This is a genomic window from Leptospira johnsonii, from assembly GCF_003112675.1.
Lineage (GTDB): Bacteria > Spirochaetota > Leptospiria > Leptospirales > Leptospiraceae > Leptospira_B > Leptospira_B johnsonii.
The window spans coordinates 166500-186474 of record NZ_BFAY01000008.1; the positions used below are offsets into that span (position 1 = coordinate 166500).

Annotated in this window: 16 protein-coding genes; 7 read left to right on the forward strand and 9 right to left on the reverse strand. The window is 41.3% G+C overall.

What is annotated here, in order from left to right; genetic code table 11:
* Positions 1-3 precede the first annotated feature (3 nt).
* Together LPTSP_RS08270 and LPTSP_RS08275 are read right to left on the reverse strand one after the other, a co-directional pair.
* Positions 4-1002, reverse strand: a complete 999-nt coding sequence (locus LPTSP_RS08270; RefSeq protein ID WP_439957006.1) for a hypothetical protein — start codon at positions 1000-1002, stop codon at positions 4-6.
* Positions 983-1597: a helix-turn-helix domain-containing protein gene (locus LPTSP_RS08275; protein WP_108928344.1), complete on the reverse strand. Its 615-nt coding sequence runs from the start codon at positions 1595-1597 to the stop codon at positions 983-985. The genes LPTSP_RS08270 and LPTSP_RS08275 overlap by 20 nt, the downstream gene beginning before the upstream one ends.
* A gap of 96 nt (positions 1598-1693) precedes the next feature.
* On the opposite strand from LPTSP_RS08275, the gene LPTSP_RS08280 reads away from it, so the two are divergent.
* The gene (locus tag LPTSP_RS08280; RefSeq protein WP_108928345.1) at positions 1694-2401 is read left to right on the forward strand and encodes an RluA family pseudouridine synthase; all 708 of its coding nucleotides are present in this window, start codon (positions 1694-1696) and stop codon (positions 2399-2401) included.
* A 31-nt stretch (positions 2402-2432) separates the two neighbouring features.
* Positions 2433-3278, forward strand: a complete 846-nt coding sequence (locus tag LPTSP_RS08285; RefSeq protein WP_108928346.1) for a hypothetical protein — start codon at positions 2433-2435, stop codon at positions 3276-3278.
* Here the strand turns inward: LPTSP_RS08285 and LPTSP_RS08290 are convergent.
* The 5 genes from LPTSP_RS08290 to LPTSP_RS08310 form a co-directional block, all read right to left on the reverse strand.
* On the reverse strand, positions 3275-4096 hold the full coding sequence (locus LPTSP_RS08290) for an HAD family hydrolase (protein ID WP_108928347.1): 822 nt from the start codon (positions 4094-4096) through the stop codon (positions 3275-3277). The two genes, LPTSP_RS08285 and LPTSP_RS08290, sit on opposite strands and share 4 nt — an antisense overlap.
* Before the next feature lie 5 nt (positions 4097-4101).
* Positions 4102-4887: a M23 family metallopeptidase gene (locus LPTSP_RS08295; protein ID WP_439957005.1), complete on the reverse strand. Its 786-nt coding sequence runs from the start codon at positions 4885-4887 to the stop codon at positions 4102-4104.
* A 555-nt stretch (positions 4888-5442) separates the two neighbouring features.
* On the reverse strand, positions 5443-5856 hold the full coding sequence (locus LPTSP_RS08300) for a thiol-disulfide oxidoreductase DCC family protein (protein WP_108928348.1): 414 nt from the start codon (positions 5854-5856) through the stop codon (positions 5443-5445).
* A gap of 64 nt (positions 5857-5920) precedes the next feature.
* Complete coding sequence (locus LPTSP_RS08305; RefSeq protein WP_108928349.1) at positions 5921-8077, reverse strand: alpha-glucosidase; 2157 nt, start codon at positions 8075-8077, stop codon at positions 5921-5923.
* A gap of 61 nt (positions 8078-8138) precedes the next feature.
* Entirely contained in the window at positions 8139-8990 is an 852-nt protein-coding gene (locus LPTSP_RS08310; protein WP_108928350.1) for a rhodanese-like domain-containing protein, read from the reverse strand.
* 194 nt (positions 8991-9184) lie between these two features.
* Between LPTSP_RS08310 and LPTSP_RS08315 the strand changes: the two genes are divergently transcribed.
* The 4 genes from LPTSP_RS08315 to LPTSP_RS08330 all read left to right on the forward strand — a co-directional run bounded on the left by LPTSP_RS08315 (position 9185) and on the right by LPTSP_RS08330 (position 13903).
* Positions 9185-10069, forward strand: a complete 885-nt coding sequence (locus LPTSP_RS08315; RefSeq protein WP_108928351.1) for an LIC11113 family protein — start codon at positions 9185-9187, stop codon at positions 10067-10069.
* Positions 10062-11531, forward strand: coding sequence for a S1C family serine protease (locus LPTSP_RS08320; RefSeq protein WP_108928352.1), 1470 nt, complete (start codon positions 10062-10064; stop codon positions 11529-11531). The genes LPTSP_RS08315 and LPTSP_RS08320 overlap by 8 nt, the downstream gene beginning before the upstream one ends.
* Positions 11528-12904 (forward strand): PDZ domain-containing protein, encoded by a 1377-nt coding sequence (locus LPTSP_RS08325; protein WP_108928353.1) that lies wholly within the window; start codon positions 11528-11530, stop codon positions 12902-12904. Before LPTSP_RS08320 ends, LPTSP_RS08325 begins: the two co-directional genes overlap by 4 nt.
* Before the next feature lie 93 nt (positions 12905-12997).
* Positions 12998-13903, forward strand: coding sequence for an ATP-binding response regulator (locus LPTSP_RS08330; RefSeq protein WP_108928354.1), 906 nt, complete (start codon positions 12998-13000; stop codon positions 13901-13903).
* Between the two features lie 52 nt (positions 13904-13955).
* Here LPTSP_RS08330 and LPTSP_RS08335 read toward each other — a convergent pair whose 3' ends face one another.
* Together LPTSP_RS08335 and LPTSP_RS08340 are read right to left on the reverse strand one after the other, a co-directional pair.
* Positions 13956-15251 carry an oligosaccharide flippase family protein gene (locus LPTSP_RS08335; RefSeq protein ID WP_108928355.1) on the reverse strand — a complete coding sequence of 432 codons (1296 nt, stop codon included), beginning with the start codon at positions 15249-15251 and terminating at the stop codon, positions 13956-13958.
* 4 nt (positions 15252-15255) lie between these two features.
* Positions 15256-16260 (reverse strand): phosphatase PAP2 family protein, encoded by a 1005-nt coding sequence (locus LPTSP_RS08340; protein WP_108928356.1) that lies wholly within the window; start codon positions 16258-16260, stop codon positions 15256-15258.
* A 283-nt stretch (positions 16261-16543) separates the two neighbouring features.
* On the opposite strand from LPTSP_RS08340, the gene LPTSP_RS08345 reads away from it, so the two are divergent.
* The gene (locus LPTSP_RS08345; RefSeq protein WP_108928357.1) at positions 16544-19912 is read left to right on the forward strand and encodes a methylmalonyl-CoA mutase family protein; all 3369 of its coding nucleotides are present in this window, start codon (positions 16544-16546) and stop codon (positions 19910-19912) included.
* Positions 19913-19975 lie beyond the last annotated feature (63 nt).

Sequence of the window (19975 nt, forward strand, 5' to 3'; positions counted from 1 at the left end):
ATTCTACTCCTCTTTTATCGGAACAAACACAACTGAATGGATTGTTTTGGCTCCAAGAGTTCCTTCTTCTGTTAGTCTTTGTGTGTACATCACTTCTGCCTTTGTTTCCCGAGCAGGTTTGTACATGATAATTTGGTTCACATAGTCGAATACCGAAATGGAATAATCGATCACAGTCAAAGCAGCCTGCAACGGAAGAAACCGGGATCTACTCAATGGTTTCATCTCTGTCTCTTTGGGAAGAGCCAGCCATTTGTACATTCTTGCGGACCTTCCTATACTTTTTACATTCTCCCATTCCAGTTTTGTTTCCGGAAAAGAAGCCTGGACCTGTCTGAAATTCACTCGAACAGGAAGTCCCTTCTCCTTGGATTCTCTGAGTGCGGTGGACAATTGCAGATCGAATGTGTCCTCATCCAAATATTCTATTTCGTTGCAGGAAGAAAATACGGTCTCACAGATATCTCCGTATCTTTTATGAACGAAGAAGATCAGATTGATCTTTCCGCTACCCGGATGATAGAGAACTTTCGCGTTATAATCTCCGGTCCTCTTGAAATACACATATCTGTAAATTCTCCTCACCAAGCCCCAGCCGATCAAACCTACGTCTTTTAAAATAGGAGGGTCTGCGATCTCCAATCCTCGGATGGCAATATGGAGTTTTTCGATGGCGACTCTTCCATCTCTTTTAGAAATTTCTAATAGAAAGTCCCTAAGATCGTCCAGTTCGTCGTCTGCAAGTTTGAGATTTTTTCCGGAAAGATCTACTAGGACTTTTCCAGCATTCTCTTCCAAAAGTTTTCTTACTTCCGATTTTCCACCTTTGGAATTCAATTCATCCAAAGTATAACGAATACAATCCTCTTCATGACAAGAGATCTGCTCTTCGTATCGATCTATACCGAAATAGCCTGTGGAAGGATCGGGCGCTTCCGAAAACAGAAGGCCCGGAGTAAGAAATAAATTTAGGACTAAAAGTTTAGCTAGCTTCGTCCGTATATTCCATGACCAGATACATGAGAGTTTCAGTATCCGTTGGATTGATGTATTCGTGGGGAACGTCCGCTCTAAAATATACGGAATCCTTTGCATCCAGTTCTACCACCTTGTCCCCCACACGGAGGCGCAATTTTCCTTGGACCACGACTAGGTTCTCAGTCGTTCCGGCTTTATGTGCCTCTGCAACTTCGATACCGCCCGGTTTCAGGACCAATTCGTAAAATTCTACCCTTCTGCCTCCGATAAACGGAAACAAGGCACGACTAGAATATACCTTGGAGCTGGAATATAAGACTTTTGTATTCTCGGCTTTTAAAAGAAAAACTCCCTCTGTTCCCTTCTCTTTTAGAAGTTCACTGAAAGGAACGTTAAGACCGGTTGCGATCTTCCATAGTACCGCGATTGTAGGAACACTTTTACCTTGCTCTATTTGAGAAAGCATGGCCCGGCTTACCCCGCATCGGGATGCCAATTTGTCTAATGAAAGTCCTTTAGTATGGCGAATTAATTTTAGGTTTTCTTTAACGACTTCTGTTATATGTTCGCTGGAGATGAGTTCTCTCCCATCCAGTTCTTCGGCGTCGGCCTGTTTCATTCCTAATTCGTCCAATATAACGGAAGATGTGTCAATCCAATTTCAATCCTTTCAAAACAAGAGACTCAAATTAGAGAAGATACTACAGGAGAATATATGAGGGAAACTAAGCCTAAATTCCAGGCTCCTGAGCTTCCTATTCGAAAATGGTATGAGAAGGGGTTCCTACTAGCTGTCGAAAAACCGGCCGGGATCCCGGTCCATGCTACTTTCGACCCGAACCGTCCCAACCTGGAAGATCTTGTCCGGCAACAGGAGAAGGAACCTGAATTGAGACTGCTCCATAGACTGGACAAGGACACAAGCGGCATCCTCCTATTTTGTAAAGAGCCGTCCAAGAACAAAGAAGCAGATTCAATCTTAGCAGATTCAGAAAAAACCTATCTGGCAGTTTCCGCTGGAATTCCATCAGAGAAAGAATTCAGAGTAGAATGTTTTTTAAAAGATGGAAAAGGAAAGGTAAGCTCTGTTCGTTCCGGTGGGAAAAAAGCGATCACAGATTTTACAGTCCTTTCCTATTCAAAGGAGAAAAATCTCTCTTTGATTGCCGCAAAATTAGTTACGGGAAGAAGGCACCAGATCCGATTTCATCTTTCTTCTATTGGAACTCCTATCTTGGGAGACGAAACCTACGGCGGATCTCTTTCTAAAAGTTTAGTTCCGAAACCAAAACGATTTTTATTACATTCTTATCTTCTAAAATTCAAAAACGAATTCGAAGAAGAAGTTAAAATTGTCTCCGACCCTCCTTCCGATTTTCAATCCTATTTACGCTTTTTTTCTGGTATACGATTCCCAGAGTAAGTAAGCTGGTCCTCACTTTCCGGAGGCGAAAATGAGCGAGTCCATAGCATTGATCATTGGAGGGTCAGGAGCGGCAGGCCATAGCGCCATCCAAGCGATCCGAGAACATTCTTCCAAAACGGGACAAAAATGGAAAATCTACTCCACTACCTCGGGAGAATCCCAGGTAGAAGGATCCGACAAAACTATCCCACTCATAAAGTTAGAAGAACCGGAAGAAGCAGTTTCAAATATTCAAAAATTCTTAAGTAAAGAAAACGCTAAAGTAGATGTTCTGATTTATACTCCGGCTCGTGGAAATTTAGGTTATCCTGTATCCGAAACACCTGACGAGGACATTATCAATGCTGCAAAATACTGCTTAGATCCTATGTTAGACCTGGAGAAAAAATTAAATCCAAGGATCACAGTTGGATACTCTGCTTATTATTATCTCCCTCACCTACTTACCTTCTACGGTTCTTTGGCATTTATTAAAAAGAAAATGGAAGAGTGGGCGGTCCAAAAACCTGAATCCAGAAAGATCATCCGCGCAGGTACTTTTTTCAGCCAAAGTGTAAGAGGGATCACGATCATATTGCAAAGACTTGCAAAATCTTCTCCTCATCCGGACTTACAAAAACTCATGGAAGAACAAAAAGCCTCCGGCAAAAAATTCGGGGACTTCTTCTTAGATTATATCCAACAGAAGGAAAATGAAAGTTTCGGAAAAAACTTTCCGTCCATTCCATATAGGATTACCGAACCGAAGGACCTAAAAACTGCCTTACTTAAAATTTTAGAAGGAGAGAAGTCTCCAATCGTTTCCTTAGTAGGCGATTGGCTCTGGACAGAGGATAAACTTCCGGCAATGCCTGAGTATTTAAAGAAACGTTAAGGTTTCGGGATCGTCTTCCAATCCGCAACGCTTTGGATGAGGGTTCCGTTAGGTGGGATCTTCTTCTTGCCCCTATCCAAAAATATTCCTTTGGATCTTACATGAGAAAGCATTGGGAAATCATTTTCCGAATCCCCGAAAGCAATATCATAACCTTGATTTCCATTGGCAAGATTGACTAATTCTACTTTTCCGATCCCGTAAGTGAAAGGTTCTATCAGCTCGTGGCTTAAGGTCCCATTCTTTTCGAGCAGCCTCATGCCGAGTACATTCTGTTTTGGAATTCCCCAGAGTTCTGAGACCATTTGGATCACAGGTTCAGGAGAAGCAGTAACGATCCAAATTTTGGTCCCCGTCTTCTCCAGTTCTTTTACAAGTTCCGACATGGGATAAAATGCTTGGACTGCTTGGGGACTTGTATCCTTTTGGTGCCTTTCCCAAACAATACTTGCAGTAGTCTGCAATTCTTTGGTGGTTCTGCCGGAAAAGATCCATGTGGACCATCTATACCCTGCTTCTAGGCCTTCTTTCTCTATCTTGGATTCATAATATTTCCAGACCTCGTCCATAAAGGATTGAGTGTCCGTCTTACGTAAGGTTTCCATTTTTTCGGACACTACAGGCTCCGGGAAAAAAGGAGAAAGTGAATGGATCCAAGGAACTCCCGCTTTCAGAAGTTCACACATGACTTCTTCTCCGAAATCGCCTCGGACAAGAGTATTATCAAAATCGAATATAGCTGTTTGGAATTTCCGACCAGTCAGATTCTCTTCTAAATAGGAAAAGATTTCGGAAGACCAGTCGGAATTAGAGAACAATGGAATTATTGTTGGATGGTTTCTTTTGCGATCGCAACTTGGGACTCTTTATCCGCTAAGAAAGGAGGAAGATAATGTTCTGGGTTTAATACCACGTTTTGGTAACGGACTTCGAAGTGAACATGAGGTCCGGTCGTATGTCCTGTGTTCCCGGAAAGTGCAAGCACCTGTCCTTTTTTAACCTTGTCTCCCTGCTTTACGAAAAGAAGAGAATTATGAGCGTATAATGTTTGGATTCCGTTGATCTGAGGATGAGTAAGAACTACTCTAAGTCCGTATCCGCCGTCTCTTTTGGAATCGGTAACAACTCCATCGGCCGCAGCGATCACTACGGATCCGTTCGGACAAGCGATGTCTACACCTGCATGCAAAGCGTTCCAACGTCTTCCCAATCTGGAAGTAACTCTGGAATATTTGAAGCTTAAAGGCCAGATCAATTCTCTTGCATCTGAGGTGAAAATCTCTCTTCCTTTGTCCTCTAATAGAAGATTGCGCGTATAATTTGAGTTATAAGGGAAGAATACCGGCTCAGAATTTTGGATCTTTCCGCTGTCGTGGATCCCGTTTAGAAGGCGAACTTCTCTTTCAGAAGTTCCGAATTTGTGGTATAGATCCTCTAAGGATTCTTTTACTTTTCCCGGAACGATCCAGATCCCTTCTCTAGATTGATAGGTTTGGATGAATTGGTTATCTACCTTTACTTCTTCCAAATATGTATTTGCGAAAGATTTCCAGGAAAGGAAGACTAGGGCAGATGCTCCTACTATAGAAAGAATAGTTTTTCTTTTCATTTGGTTCTTTCCTTTTTGCGCCGCCAAAAATTCTCTTAAAAAACGGGTCTTGCTTTTAAGATCGGCGGTAAATTTCCGAAAGTTCAACCTATCCTCCTGGTCCATAATCTCGGGACAAGGATTTTTCTCCATCCAAATCCAGAGGAATTAACGATATCGAACGAATCCGACCGAATCCTAATGAAATTAATTATTTTAATCTTAATTATATCGATTTTTATCATATTTTAGTGAATTTTATGCATTTTTACGAGGAACTATAGGTATAGTCCCGAAAAAATGCAAACTTACTGAAAAGTTTTCAGAAATTCGGGGAAACATTCGTCGTGGTTTTAACCCGAAACCTGGATAGAATAGACATAAGGCTAGGCACTCAAAGGGCAGATTTTGTGCGGGTTTTCAAGGTTTTTCGTTCTGGGAACATTAGGTTCTTAAAGGAAGAAGAGAAGTTCACGCAAAGCCGCGGAGTTTAAAAGAGATTATAAGAATTTTGAAGCCTTACCTTCTTATCTTTGCGCCTTGGCGTGAAAAAAAACCAATCCTTATTTCGAAATCCTATCCGAGGATCCTTTCTTTCAGTTCTGGAGTGGGCATTCTGCAAGATTCTCTTTTTCCAAAGAGTTTATATCTGTTTTTTGCGATCAGGTCATATAGTATATCACGGATAGGCCTTGGGATAATATAACTTAGTTTCAGGATTTTCCAGAAGCCACCTAGTTTGCCGCAGATTTCCAGGATAGCATTAGATTTGATATGAATTTCGGCTCCATCCCAAAAAAGGATGCTATCTATTCCTTGGATCTTTTCCTCCAAGCCTCGGGACTGGATTAGTTTTTTTGCATATTCAGATTGCAAGCTGGCAAATTTTAATATCTTACGTTTGTCCAGATCCAAAAGTACATTCACTGCACCGTTGCATAGATTGCATACTCCATCAAATAGTACGATCGGTTCTGTAAATTCTGTCAAAATCCACCTTCTTCTTTTTATTTAGACAGCGTAGAAGTCTTGTTATTCAAATAAAACCCTTACCTCAGTTCTTTTTGAAACCAGATAAAGCAGATTTCAATTTTTCATACCAGGCACCTTTCTTTTTCAAGAAAATTGCAGGAGAGCCAAGTGGGGCTGGTGTTTCTATCCAAACTCCTCCCTGGAAAGTTTTACCTGTCCATACATGTTCCCACTCTCCCTTAGGTAGATATCCTTTTACTGTATCTTCTCCTTTTTCTAAGACTGGAATGACGAGTAGATCCTCTCCAAGTAAAAATTGGTTTTGTAAGTCTCTTGTATTACCATCTTCCGGATAAGAAAGATAGAGCGGTCGTAGCAGTGGAAGTCCTAATTCGGAAGCTTCTTTATTTAGAAATTTAAAATATTCTTTTAATGCAAGATGCATCTGCCCGTATCTTGCAAATTCTTTTATCGTATAGGAATCTGAGTATGGTTGGTGATTTTTTGCAGGCCGGTTCCCTTCGTGAGTCCTAAAAATTGGAGTGAATACATTCAATTCCGCCCAACGTAGAAACAATTCCTTGGATCTAAAATAATCTTTGATCGGACTTGGGATCGTGGTATATCCGCCTATATCGCTATGATTTAAACTGAGTCCAGACATCCCTCCGCTTAATATTCCGATCAAAGAAGATACGATCCCATCATGTCTTCCCCAACTTACCATCTGGTCGCCTGCCCAAAAGGATGTGGAATATTTATTGGAATAACTGTAACCTGCTCTCGTAAAAAATACGATCTGTCCTTCTTTTCCTGCTTCTTGGATGGCCTCTCTGTTTAGTTTTGCCCATTCTACGGGATAACGGTTATGGTAAATCTCTGCGGATTCTTTAGAGAACAATACAGCGTCCGTTGGCAACCATTCTCCAAAATCGGCCATCCAACCGGAGAGTCCGTTACCTATCAGATTTTGTTTGATGATATTTTTGATCCAAGTCTGAGTTCTCGGATTTGTAAGATCAAGTAGTCCGGCAGGAAATCCTGCGGTTTGTACTATATAATCTTTTCCTTCTTTATCTTTTACCAAATAATGATTTTTGACCGCTTCTTCGAATAAAGGACCTTCAGTAGCGAGCATAGGATTGATATATCCTAAAACATGAATATTCTTTTGGTTTAATTCTTTTACAAAGTTTTTGAAATCCGGGTAACGATCCTCGTCCGGAAACCATTTCCACCAGAGCTGGGAACCGAATACTGTTTTTCTTTGTCCCACCCAGTCTTGGATCCAAAGAGCGCTGATCGGATTTCCGGCAAGTTTTGCTTCTTCTATCTTTTCCAAAACGATCGATTTTCCGCCTTGGATCCCAAACCAGGTTCCATATGCCCAATCAGGTAAATTGGGGAATTTTCCCGTATGAGAAGTGTATAATTTCAGGATTTCTTTAGGACTTGCAGCCTTCCAAGATTTAACGTTAAGTCCTCTTTCTCTGAACTCTATGGAAATTTCGGAATCTTCTTCGAAATCGAAAACGGAATAAGAACTATTCTCGAAGAAGAATGCTCTGTTGCGAGACGTGAGAAAAAATGGAATAGGTGTATAAGTGCTATATTCGTTTCCCCCCGCACCTTCCAATAATTCCGCTCCCCAGGTAATCGGTTGGTCTCCCCTTCCCACTCCCTGTTCTTCAGAGAACAAGAATGGTTTTTTTCCTTTTAGATTCAGGTGGGAGAATTGTTCTCCGAGTCCGTAAATACTTTCTGATTCGTCCGATTTGAATTTGATATATGTGCGGTTCAATTCCGGATTTGTAATTTCTACCTTCCAGTCTAATCCCGAATTGGATGAAGAAACAAATCGGATCGTATATTCTGTTTCACAATTTTTTCCTGTGAGTTTTCCTTTAACGAGCAACTCACCGGATCCTAATCCAAGACTTTCAATCGTTTGGGATCCGCATTCTAATAGGATTTTGTCTTTGATCTTGAAAGTTGCCTTTCTATAATTTACGATCTGTTCTCCTTTTGCGGAGGAAAGAAATGGATTTTGGAAGGAAAATTCTAATATTCTGCCTTTAGATGTGATGAACGAGAGTTCAGTCGGCAGGAGCACCGCTTTGACCCCGTTTCCAAGATTGAATTCCTGAGGAGGAATAGAAAACGGAGAGATCTTTTCAAACCTGGATCCGCAATTTAATAAAAATGTAAATAGTACGCCGGTAATAAAAAAGAACCTCATCGTTATTCCTCTTAGAAACTAACGAGAGGTTCTTTTAAAAGCTTAAGAAGTCTTTCTTTTTTTAACTTTTTCTGTCGATTCCACCCACTCTTGGGGCAGAAGCTCCTGCACTAGCCTGGCCATATATATTCGCGGCTTGTTTAGGTAGATTGGATTTTCTCCATTCGAACCAAGAGCCAACATACACGTTCACATCGTTGTATCCTACTTCTTTGAGCATCATAGCAAGCAAGGAGGATCTTGCTCCGTTATAATCATAGATAACTGTGGTCCTTTCCGGCATGAAAGGGAAACCTCTTAACTTTTTATTGAAGAAGGTTTTATCCACGAGCTCACCGCTTGCGTCATACAACATTCTCCAATCCCAGAGGAACGCGCCTGGCAATCTTCCGCATAGACTTCCCGGCTCGGGAGCAGTCAAACGAGGAAGTTTTCCATCATATTCTTCCGGTGTGCGAGTGTCGAAAATTTGGAGTCTAGTTAAGTTCTTTTCTAAGAATGCTTTGTCTATCACTCCTTCTAACTTGCGGATCTTGGAAGCAGGGCCGCAATCCAGTTCTTTGGAACCTTTTTCTTTGGCTCCATCTACTGGCCAGCGTTGTCCGATCAAGAATGCATTTTGAAAACCTGCTGCTCTTAAAAGGAAAACGAGTCTGGATGCGAACATCCCCATTCCCTCGTCAAAGACCAGTATCCTGGACTTCTCTTCTTTTTTAGCGAGAGCAAGTATCTCCTCGATCGGACCCAATAATTTTTTGGAAGAGTCCGGATCGGAAGCAAAAGCCTTTTTGACAAATGGAAAATAATACGCACCCTTTAAGGTGGATTCCTGATATTGTGCTTGGGAGCGACAATCGATGAATAAGTCCTGCTTTTCGTTCAGGTCGGTTTTAAGGAAACTCCAGTGAGACAAGATGAATACCGTTATATTTTTTACTCTTAGTTTTAACCATATTCCAGAGTCCCGTTTCAGAGTTTAACTTTTTTTTGGTATTCCTGGAATTTCGGGACATAATCCTAAGAATTCTACGGAAATTCCTCTTCTATTTTAAGATCTGTAAAATCCGCTTTTTCCCGAACCGATAATAATTAGGAATGTTTTCCTCGATGCAGAATATTTTCCATTTAAGAACGAAAAGACTCCTTCTTTCTTTTACAAGCCTGGGAGTTTTATTATTTTTTTCCGTTTTTATTCCGGAATCAGTAAGTTTCGCAGAAGAACCGCAAACCCAAAAGGCAAATTCCAGGATCGGAGACTTTGCTGAGAAAGAATTTCAGGAAGGCTACCGAAAATATTCCAAAGAGAAGGATGCAAGACCCCTGAAAGAATGGTTCAAACAACATGGAACCGTTCATTTCGGTGAATGTAAGTTTAGATCTCTTCCTGAAACCGAGGAAATACAGTATCTTGCCCTGGACTGTCCCGGAAAAAAACTAAACGGTTTCTTTTATTCGGGAGAAGAAAGATTACGTTCGCCGGAAAGAATAGATTCTTTCAAAGTGAAGGGTCCGGTTAAGTTGGGTAAAGCTGTTTATTGGGAACTTGAATTTTCCGCAGAAAATTTAAAAGCTGCAAGTTCCAAACCGATTCCAGGCGGGAAATCCAATCCGGAAACGAAACTTGTAGAAAAAGCTTCCACTGTGAATTTTGGTCTGCAATATTTTTTAAGCATCGCAAAACATCCGATAGATCGTCCCACTCCCAAAGGAAAAGAGATCTTCTTTGATTCTTCCTGCCCTCTTCTTTACTTAGGAAAGGATGCGGATTTTTATTGGGACAAATCTTTGTATTATTCTTTCCAGGCCAGTTGTTTGCCGGATTCTCCTTATTCCTGGATCAGGATCAAAGCGGATCTGAGCGGAAATGTTTTAGTCGATAACCAACCCACAGAAGAACTCCAAGAAGGAGCACGTTATCTGGCAAAATTGAAATTAGAATCGGTAGAAAAGGATAAAATCGTATGGTCCGACGCGGAGTTGTTTCATGAATAAGTTTTGGATACTTCTCGCGGGTGCGGTCCTACTCTTTAATATTCCTGTTTTCTCTCAAACGAACGGGAACTCAGATCTTAAGACATTATTGAACGGTGTGGTCATTGTCAGAAGCGATATTTATCCGGATGCAACCGATCCACTGGAATTCGGGGACCAGGATCTTTCTCGAGATGTAGGTTCCGGATTCATTATTGCAGGAAATAGAATATTAACAAACGCTCATGTGATCTCCGAATCCAAGTATCTGAAGGTAAAACGTTTTAATAGTAGTAAATATTATAATGCAAAAGTGGAATTTATAGGTTTCGACTGCGACCTGGCTTTGATCTCTGTAGAAGACGAGGAATTCTTTTCGGGTGTAGAACCTCTGGAGATCACAGAAGAATCCCCTTCTCTCGGAAGTAATCTGTTAATGTTGGGTTATCCTGAAGGTGTGGAAAATCTCACTTTGGAAAATGGCCTGGTCAATCGTGTGGAAAGATTGAGATATTCTTTTACAGGTTTAGATTACAGAAAAGTAATTCGTGTAGGTGCCAATATTCTTCCCGGATATTCGGGAGGTCCTGCTATCCAAAACGGAAAAGTGGCAGGGATTATTTTCGAGGTCAGCCAGGTCCAAGGAAACACAGCATATCTTATTCCACCTGAAGTGGTACAACATTTCTTAAAAGATATCCAAGACGGGCAATACGACGGGTTTCCATTCGTAGGCTTTACTTTCCAAAATGGAAACTCCGAGTCCGTGAAAAAGTATTTGGGAGTTCCTCAAAATCTGCAAGGCGTGCTTGTGAATAAGGTATATCCGAATTCTTCATTTTCGGACGTTTTGCAAACCGATGATTTTTTGTATAAGGTAGACGAGGCTTATCTGAATAACGAAGGTGGACTTCTGGAATTTACAGGAAGAACGATCGTAGATCTGATCGAGCCAGGTTTTGTAGGCCAAAAACTCACTTTGTATTTTTATAGAAACGGTAAAAACTTTAAGATCCAAGCAGAGTTAAAAAAGACAGATTCCCTGGAATTATATAGAGATCGTCAGATCCGAAGCTTTTTAGGTGCCGGGCTTTTATTCCAACCCGTAAACCGTGCTTTATTCGGTAAAGAGAGCCAAAGAGTGGAAACTGCTCTCAGATACCATTACAGTTATTTTATACAGGACGATCTTTTCAAATTTACGGAAAGAGATCTGATATTGACTACGATCTTTCCGGATCCTCTCAACTCTAAATATCTAAATTATCGTTTCAAAATATTAGAATCCATTAATGGAAAGACCCCGGCCAATATCGCAGAATTTAAGGATTATTGGAAAAAATTCTCCAACGGGACCTTAGTTTTAAAATTCAGAGGTGTAGGACTTCCCTTGGTTTTAGATGCCAAAACAGTTAGGACCATAGATCTAAGGGTCAGAAAAAGATTCGATATCAAGTCCGACGAATCCAAGGAGGGAAAATGAGATCTAATAAAATAATATTTCTCCTAATCTTCTCACTTTTAGGGTTTTTAGATCAGGCAGAAGCAAAAGCGGATTCAGAATTTTCACTTCTCGTCCATTTTAGAAAATACTCTCATCATAATCCTTTCCAAAAAGGAACTCCTTACCAGAAAAAAGTACCGGCAATTCGTTTGGATGAAAGAACCGCACTTGCACTTTTAAAACCGGGAGAAGTTCCGTTATTCGCAGAGATCCATCCCGAAGAATCCGCAGGAAGAAAAGCATATTTCCAAAAAGTGGATTTGGATACAGGAATAGGCATCGTTCTTCTTCCTGAAAATTTCGGAAGATCCAAAAAGGTCTCCCCTATCGCACTCTTGGAAGAAAGTCCCAGGACCCAAGGAGCATGCTCAGCCTTCTTCACAAATTTTGAATGGGGAAGTTTAGAGTTTTCTAAATCGATTTTACCTCTGTCTAAACTTGCCAGAAAGGAAAACCAAGACGGGACCCGGAGTTTTCTTTTTTCAGGAAAAAAAGTCTGCGGCTTTACGGATGGGACTTGGAACGCAGGTGCGGAACTTCTTCGTAGATTTTATCAAAGTAGATTTTCTTCCCTTTCTCCTTTTCCTCACCCAGGTTTTTATGCGGAAGGTTCCTTAACTCCTGCGGAAGAAGATTATTATTTTCCGAAAGGTAGTGTAGGCGCAGTGGTCTCCGAAGTCCTTCCTGGGATCGGCCCAATGCACAATCTGTTTCCAGGTGACGCGGTTCTTTCCGTGAATGGAATTCCGGTTGCTTCTAAACAAAAACAGGTCTTGTATGATATCCTACTCAGTAAAGGTGGGTCTTATCTGAATTCCGGAGAATGGGTCAGTCTTTCACTGTATCGTGACGGTAGAAAAAGAGAGATACGCTACCAGCTAAGACCGTATAACGAGGATTCTTTTTTGATCCCGGAGAGTTCAGATAAGATCGCTCCTAAATATCTGATCGCGGGCGGATTACTTTTTACGGAACTCACTCACACTTATCTGAAAGAATACGGAGAAAAATACAAATCCTCCAGCGACAGAAAGTTAGTATACTTAGCTGAGAGTTATTCTAAAAAACTCCATCCGGAAAGAAGCCGTATCGTATTACTATCCAGAGCCTTCCCTGACGAAAAGAACAGGGCCTATCAGGAATTCCAAGATTTGATCTTAGAATCCGTGAACGACAAGATCGTGGATTCTGTAGAAGGTTTGAAAGCAGCCATTTCTGAAAATAAGGACGAATTTTTGATCTTTCGGTTTTCAGGAAATAAATTGGCGGTTTTTGATAAGTCAGAGTTAAAAAGTTTGGATGAAAGGATAAAATCCTTATATTCTCTTGATACTCTAGACAATATCCGCTGACAAAATTCTTGACTAGAATACCTTTCCGGTGTTTTCTTTTGTTTTCCGAATAACACCCTCAAGCATTCGGAAGTTCTGAATTAGGAATTTATTATGAAAATCCTTTTCGTTGATGACGAAGAAGTTATCCGAGATCTGTTCCAGGAAATTTTCGGCAGCGAGTACGAACTCGTTTTGGCCGGAACCGCGGAACAGGGCTTAAGCTTAGCCGAGTCGGAAACATTCGATCTGATCATCACCGATATTCGCCTTCCAAGGATGAACGGTATAGAGTTCATCACTAAATTAAGGGAGAAGGGAGTGGATACTCCTTTTATAGTCATCACAGGAAATCAGGACATCCAGATCTCTATCAACGCTCTCCGATTGGGAGCTGTGGATTTTTTCCTAAAACCTTTTCGGATGGAAGCGATCCGTTACTCTCTCTTAAGATTTAAAAATCTATTTTATGCGGGCAAAGACCTTGTGGACAAAAGAATGTTCCAGGTCCGGGAATCCAGACAGAAGTTCGCACTTCTACCTAGGCTTGGAAATTTGAATCAGTATGTCCATTTGATACTGAAGTCTCTGGCCCATCTTCCCAATCTGAATAACGAGGACCAACTCTCATTAAAAGTTGCATTATATGAATTGATAGGCAACGCTATAGAACATGGTTGTGCTCATATCAATTATCACCAAAAACAAGAGTTGATGTTCCAGGAGAACGATTACTTCTCCTATGTGGACAAGATCTGCGAATCCAAGGAAGAATGGATCCAGGTGGAAGTAGACTATGACGATACAAGAGTAACCGTTATCCTAGAAGACGGAGGAGACGGTTTTGATCCTGCAAGAGTCCCAGATCCAGTGCAAGATCCAAATGCAAGCCAACTTTCAGGCAGAGGGATCTTTTTAGTTCGTATGAATGTGGATTCTCTTTCTTATAATGACAAGGGAAACCAAGTCACTTTCGTAAAGAAGCTCCAAAAAGCGGAAGTAAAACAGAAACAGGCTTAAGCAGTCCATCCATCGGAAAAATAGAATATTCTAAAATCAGAATATTCTTCTCTTATTTTGCCGAAGGTTTGTAATACGCTAAAAAATAACCGCTGAGTAAAAACCAGGAAGGGATCTGTCCCAAGAAGAACGCTCCAGCTGCTCCCATGGTCCCATATTCCGGGATCAGAAGATTATCCAAAACTAATCCGAAGATCAATCTCACCAAAGCAAGTATCGCAAGTAACCTAGGTTGGCCCAAGGCGAATAAAGCCATTCCGAGCGGAGAGAATACCAATTGGAATAGATAATTCGGATACAATAACTGGAATACAGGAACAGACTCGGGATATTTTCCGGAAAATAATGCGGAGAAGACCCAATCTCCTAATAGCACCCAAGGCCCCAATGCCAATGCAAATACGACTGCCACTAAGATGGATTTGCCCAAGTAACTAGTGAATTCCTTATTCTCCGTAAGCCTGGAAAGTTTAGGATAAATCATTGAATTCAAAACGGAAAATAAGATCACAAATCCGCTAAAAGGTTGTAATGCCACTCCGTAAGCCGCTACCGCCTCGTTAGAATGGTATTTGTTCAGGAAAAATAACTCCATTCTATCCGATACGATCGCAAATAAAGAGGCCAAAAACGCATAACGGTTGAAGGAGATGAGTTCTCTGGTTTGTTGCCTGACTTCTTCCTTATCGCCTGCCCAATTTAGTTTTCCTCTCGGGAATAATAGAAAGAATAACACAATTGTAAAAACAGGAGCTACGGAGAAGATCCCGAGTATATCCAAATGTCCTAGTGCATGGTCCGAAAATTGATCTGCTAAATACAGGATCAAAATACGGATCAGATTTGGAAGAGGATACCAAATGGAAAGTGCATGGTATTGTCCGAAAGAAACAAAAATACTTTCGAAATAAGAATTAAAAGAAAGCACGAAGCTACCGAATACGAGAAGAAATGCGGCCAGTGCATTCTCCTTTAAAAAGTAAACGGCAACGCCTGTAACAAGCACCAAAAGAAATAATGCAGCCCATTTGACCCAAAGAGAAGATGCAAGAAGCACTCCAATCTTTCTTTTGTCTTCGGTCATGGGAGAAAGAAATCTCACTAATGCGGTGGGCAATCCGAATTCTGCCACCGCTAAAAGTATGGGTAAAAAACCTGAATAGTATTGGAAGATACCGTTCTCGTTCTTACTTAAGATACGAACAGAATAGACCATGAAGATAAAATTCAGTAGGGACGCGACTACCTTGGAAAACCCTACTGAAAAGAAGCTGCGTATGAATCCGGAGGTCCGTAATCTTCCGAAACTTTCGGAAATGAACTGTAAGGAGGATCCAAGGCGAAGCATGAAGTTAAGTCAGATAAATGCCTCCGCGTATCCTTTTCAGAAGAATGGGAGCGAGATGGCCAATATAGTAACACACGATCCCATACTTAAAGTATCTGGCAACCGGATTTTCCCCCAATAGAGAGGAGAGAATTTTTCCTAGAGCCAAATAAAAGATCAAGATCCCAAGAATGATCACTCCGACTCGGATAAAAAAGCCGAGCCAAGATTCGACTGATTTCCAATCCAACCCTGCCCTCTTATTGTACAAAATCCCGATCCCAAAACCTGCGAGCGCTCCCGCAGAAGAGATCACCTGCTCCCATGATTTGTTCGTGGACTCCGGTTGACTTGGATCTTGCAAAAGTATGCTAGGAACTGTAAGAGCTAAAATGAAAAGTACGAGTGACTTCAGTCGTTTTTGGTCTGGAGTTTCTCCCGCAAAATTTGGTTCTAAAATTCCCGGATCTTTTGAGAACAAAAACTCTAGTCCGAATAATATGAGTATTCCTAAAGTAAATCCTCCTAACGTATCTCCTAAAAAATGAAGTCCGGCATACATTCTAGAAATCGGCATGAATAAGATCAAAAATGCGGTGAGTATCCTTACCCAACGAATTCGTATATGCAAAAATAATGTTCCGTATAACACCACTGCAGTCTGCACATGTCCGGAAGGAAATCCGTAAGAACCCTCCATGAGTCCGAGCTCGGATGGAAAAGGTAAACCTATCGGCCTAGGCATAGTAAGAAGGGCCTTAAAAGCTCCATTCACAATTCCCGCAATAAGCAGTCCCAAAGTCATCCTGATCCCGATCTTACGATCCACACAAAGATAGATGAGAGAGACCAAAGCCATAAAAAAGAGAGAAGATCCCAAGTAATGGAACAAAACAGTAAAAGGGTCCAATACGGTTTTTAAAAAGGAAATATGAAGAGCCTCTAAAGGCGCGTTAGAGAATAAGATCTCTTTCCATAGGAAACTATCCGTCATAAAAACGAACATATAAAGATTCGGTTTTAAACGCAAAATGAATTCTTTTCCGGATTCCTCTCTTCCTTTGGTTTTTAGAACATTCGATTTTTAAAAATTGAAATTCGCCTGCTGGAATTCCAACGTAGTCGCGGTTGCCGTGTTGGAGGTCCTACACAGGATCTCCAAGCCCCTCCCCTAAAATCAAGGTTGCTAGATTCTTATTCCTGGGACATGATAGATATATAGATGCAATTTTTTGAACGATCGTTCTCCAAACGACAAAACAAACAAAGTTCGGTTAAAATTTGCCCAAGCTCGAACATTAGGAGAATATAATATGGAACCGGAAATTTATATCCCCCGTAATAAATTAAAATTTGTGACTGCGGCCTCACTTTTCGACGGCCATGACGCTTCTATCAATATCATGAGAAGAATACTTCAGTCCTCCGGAGCGGAAGTAGTTCACCTAGGTCATAATCGATCTGTCCAAGAAATCGTAGACTGTGCAATCCAAGAAGATGTACAAGGGATTGCAGTGACAAGTTACCAAGGGGGTCATGTAGAATATTTCAAATACATGATAGACCTTCTAAAAGAAAAAGGAAGTTCTCATATCAAGGTATTCGGCGGAGGCGGAGGGACAATTCTTCCTTCCGAGATCCAAGAGCTAGAAGCTTACGGAGTTTCCAGGATTTATTCTCCTGACGATGGACGTTCTTTGGGTCTCCAGGGAATGATCAACGATCTATTACAAAAATCTGATTTTATTCCTCCTCATCGATTTAATGGAAATCTGTTCTCCGAGATCCGTAAAAAAAATCCGATCGCAATCGCAGAATCCATTTCTTTAGTGGAGTCTTCTGAAAATGATCCTAAAAAGATAGATCCTGAAAAATTGGATTTTCCGATTTCCAAAAAGACGATCCCGATTTTAGGAATAACCGGAACAGGAGGAGCGGGAAAGTCCTCTCTTACAGACGAGCTTGTCAGAAGATTTATTCATGACTTCGAAGACAAAACGATAGCGATTATCTCCGTGGATCCTTCCAAAAGAAAGACGGGAGGAGCCCTCTTAGGAGATAGGATTCGTATGAACTCCATTTCTCATCCAAGAGTTTATATGAGATCTTTTGCGACTAGAGAAGCAAATATAGCATTGAACCGGAATGTCAAAAAAAGTTTGGACGTTCTCAAAAGTTCCGAATTCGATCTAGTGATTGTAGAAACCGCAGGGATAGGACAAAGTGATTCGGAGATAACGGAAGTGTCGGATCTTTCTCTTTATGTGATGACCCCGGAATTCGGAGCGGCCACACAGTTGGAAAAGATCGACATGATCGATTATGCGGATCTGATCGCAGTCAATAAGTGCGACAAAAGAGGAGCATTAGACGCAATCAGAGACGTTCAAAAACAATTCCAAAGATCCAGAAAATTATTTGACCAAACCCCGGATAAGATGCCTGTGTTTGGAACGATCGCCTCTCAATTCAACGATCCTGGAACAAACAATCTATACGTTGCATTGATCGATTCCTTAAACAAAAAATTCGGCCTGGGTTGGAAGTCCAATTTCGCCCCCAGCTCAGAGACTAGCCAAAAGATACATATCATTCCTCCAGACAGACAAAGATATCTGGCTGAGATCGCGGAGGAATGTGAGAAATACGAGAATTTCGTCAAAAAAGAATCTGAAACGGCAGAAGTATTATATAGGATCAAAGGCACAATAGACGTATTAAAAGAAAGAGGAAAGAACGTTTCCGATCTGGAAGAAGAATATTCCAAAAGAGAGGCCGGACTTCACCCCGACACGAAAAAGATCCTGAAGGAATGGGATTCCAAACTGGAAAAATATTCAGGAGAATTTTTCACTTATACGGTTCGAGATAAAGAGATCAAGATTGAGAACTTTACAAAATCTTTAAGTAATCTAAATATCCCAAAAGTTTCCGTTCCAAAATTCCGCAACTGGGGAGAGATCGTAAAATGGTCCTATACGGAAAATTTTCCGGGCGAATTCCCTTTCGCTGCGGGAGTATTCCCTTTTAAAAGAACAGGAGAAGATCCTACACGTATGTTCGCAGGAGAAGGCGGGCCGGAAAGAACAAACGCAAGATTCCATTATGTTAGCCATGGAATGCCTGCTCATCGATTGAGTACTGCATTCGACTCGGTCACTCTGTATGGAGAAGATCCTGGGCTTCGTCCTGATATTTACGGCAAGATAGGGAACTCGGGAGTGAGCATCGCTACTTTAGACGATGCTAAAAAACTATATTCTGGGTTTGATCTTTGTAATCCTAGTACTTCCGTGTCCATGACGATCAACGGACCTGCACCGATGCTTCTATCCTTTTTCTTAAATACTGCGATTGACCAAACCTGCGAGAAGTATATCCGCGCAGAAGGGAAAGTAGAAGAGGCAAAATCCAAACTTGCAGAGATCTATTCTAAAAAAGGAGTTCCGATCCCGCAATACAAAGGAGAGATCCCAAAAGGAAATGATGGCCTCGGCCTTCTACTTTTAGGAACCACTGGAGATCAAATCCTTCCCAAAGAAGTTTATGAAAAGATAAAAAAGGAAACTCTTTCTTCCGTTCGTGGAACTGTGCAAGCGGATATCTTAAAAGAAGACCAGGCGCAGAACACGTGTATCTTCTCCACAGAGTTCGCGTTAAAACTTATGGGAGATATCCAGGAATATTTTATCTGGAATAAAGTCCGTAATTTTTATTCTGTTTCTATTTCCGGATATCATATCGCGGAAGCGGGAGCAAATCCGATCACTCAGGTTGCATTCACTCTTGCAAACGGATTTACGTTTGTGGAATATTATCTTTCCAGAGGGATGAAGATAGACGATTTTGCTCCGAACCTTTCCTTCTTCTTCTCAAATGGGATCGATCCTGAATATGCGGTGATCGGAAGAGTAGCACGTAAGATCTGGGCTAAAAGTATGAAATACAAGTACAACGGCTCGGAACGTTCCCAAATGTTGAAATACCATATCCAAACTTCCGGACGTTCTTTACACGCACAAGAGATTGCGTTCAACGATATAAGAACCACCTTACAAGCGTTATATGCAATTTATGATAACTGCAATAGTTTGCATACAAATGCTTATGACGAAGCGATCACTACTCCTACTGAAGAATCCGTTAGAAGAGCGATGGCAATCCAGCTCATCATCAATAGAGAATTGGGTCTTGCCAAAAACGAAAACCCTCTCCAAGGTTCTTTTATTATCGATGATCTTTCCGATCTGGTGGAAGAGGCAATCTTGTCGGAGTTCCGGCGTATCTCCGAAAGAGGTGGAGTTCTTGGTGCCATGGAAAGAATGTACCAAAGAAACAAGATCCAAGAAGAATCTTTGGAATATGAACACAGAAAACATACCGGAGAGATCCCAGTTATAGGCGTGAATACTTTCTTAGGAAAAGATGGATCTCCTACAATTCTTCCGGAAGAAGTGATCCGCTCTACAGAGGATGAGAAAAAGGCACAGATCAGAGAATTGGAAGCATTCCAATTCAGGAACCAAGAAGATTCAACTAACGCCTTAAAGGATCTGCAAACTGCCTGCCTTTCCGGAAAGAACGGATTTGAGGCCTTGGTGGAAGCCGGAAAGGTTTGTTCTTTGGGACAAATGACCCACTCTCTCTATGAGGTGGGCGGCCAATACAGAAGAAGTATGTGATCTGAATCGAGTGATACAAATCAATTTGGAGGACCTTTTTTTGTTTCCCTTAGCGTTTCAAGG

Excerpts from the sequence above, each read along its gene's own strand:
- LPTSP_RS08275 (WP_108928344.1), bottom strand. The coding sequence starts at position 1,597 with ATGAAACAGGCCGACGCCGAAGAACTGGATGGGAGAGAACTCATCTCC.
- LPTSP_RS08280 (WP_108928345.1), top strand. The coding sequence starts at position 1,694 with ATGAGGGAAACTAAGCCTAAATTCCAGGCTCCTGAGCTTCCTATTCGA.
- LPTSP_RS08285 (WP_108928346.1), top strand. The coding sequence starts at position 2,433 with ATGAGCGAGTCCATAGCATTGATCATTGGAGGGTCAGGAGCGGCAGGC.
- LPTSP_RS08295 (WP_439957005.1), bottom strand. The coding sequence starts at position 4,887 with ATGAAAAGAAAAACTATTCTTTCTATAGTAGGAGCATCTGCCCTAGTC.
- LPTSP_RS08305 (WP_108928349.1), bottom strand. The coding sequence starts at position 8,077 with ATGAGGTTCTTTTTTATTACCGGCGTACTATTTACATTTTTATTAAAT.
- LPTSP_RS08315 (WP_108928351.1), top strand. The coding sequence starts at position 9,185 with ATGCAGAATATTTTCCATTTAAGAACGAAAAGACTCCTTCTTTCTTTT.
- LPTSP_RS08320 (WP_108928352.1), top strand. The coding sequence starts at position 10,062 with ATGAATAAGTTTTGGATACTTCTCGCGGGTGCGGTCCTACTCTTTAAT.
- LPTSP_RS08325 (WP_108928353.1), top strand. The coding sequence starts at position 11,528 with ATGAGATCTAATAAAATAATATTTCTCCTAATCTTCTCACTTTTAGGG.
- LPTSP_RS08330 (WP_108928354.1), top strand. The coding sequence starts at position 12,998 with ATGAAAATCCTTTTCGTTGATGACGAAGAAGTTATCCGAGATCTGTTC.
- LPTSP_RS08335 (WP_108928355.1), bottom strand. The coding sequence starts at position 15,251 with ATGCTTCGCCTTGGATCCTCCTTACAGTTCATTTCCGAAAGTTTCGGA.
- LPTSP_RS08345 (WP_108928357.1), top strand. The coding sequence starts at position 16,544 with ATGGAACCGGAAATTTATATCCCCCGTAATAAATTAAAATTTGTGACT.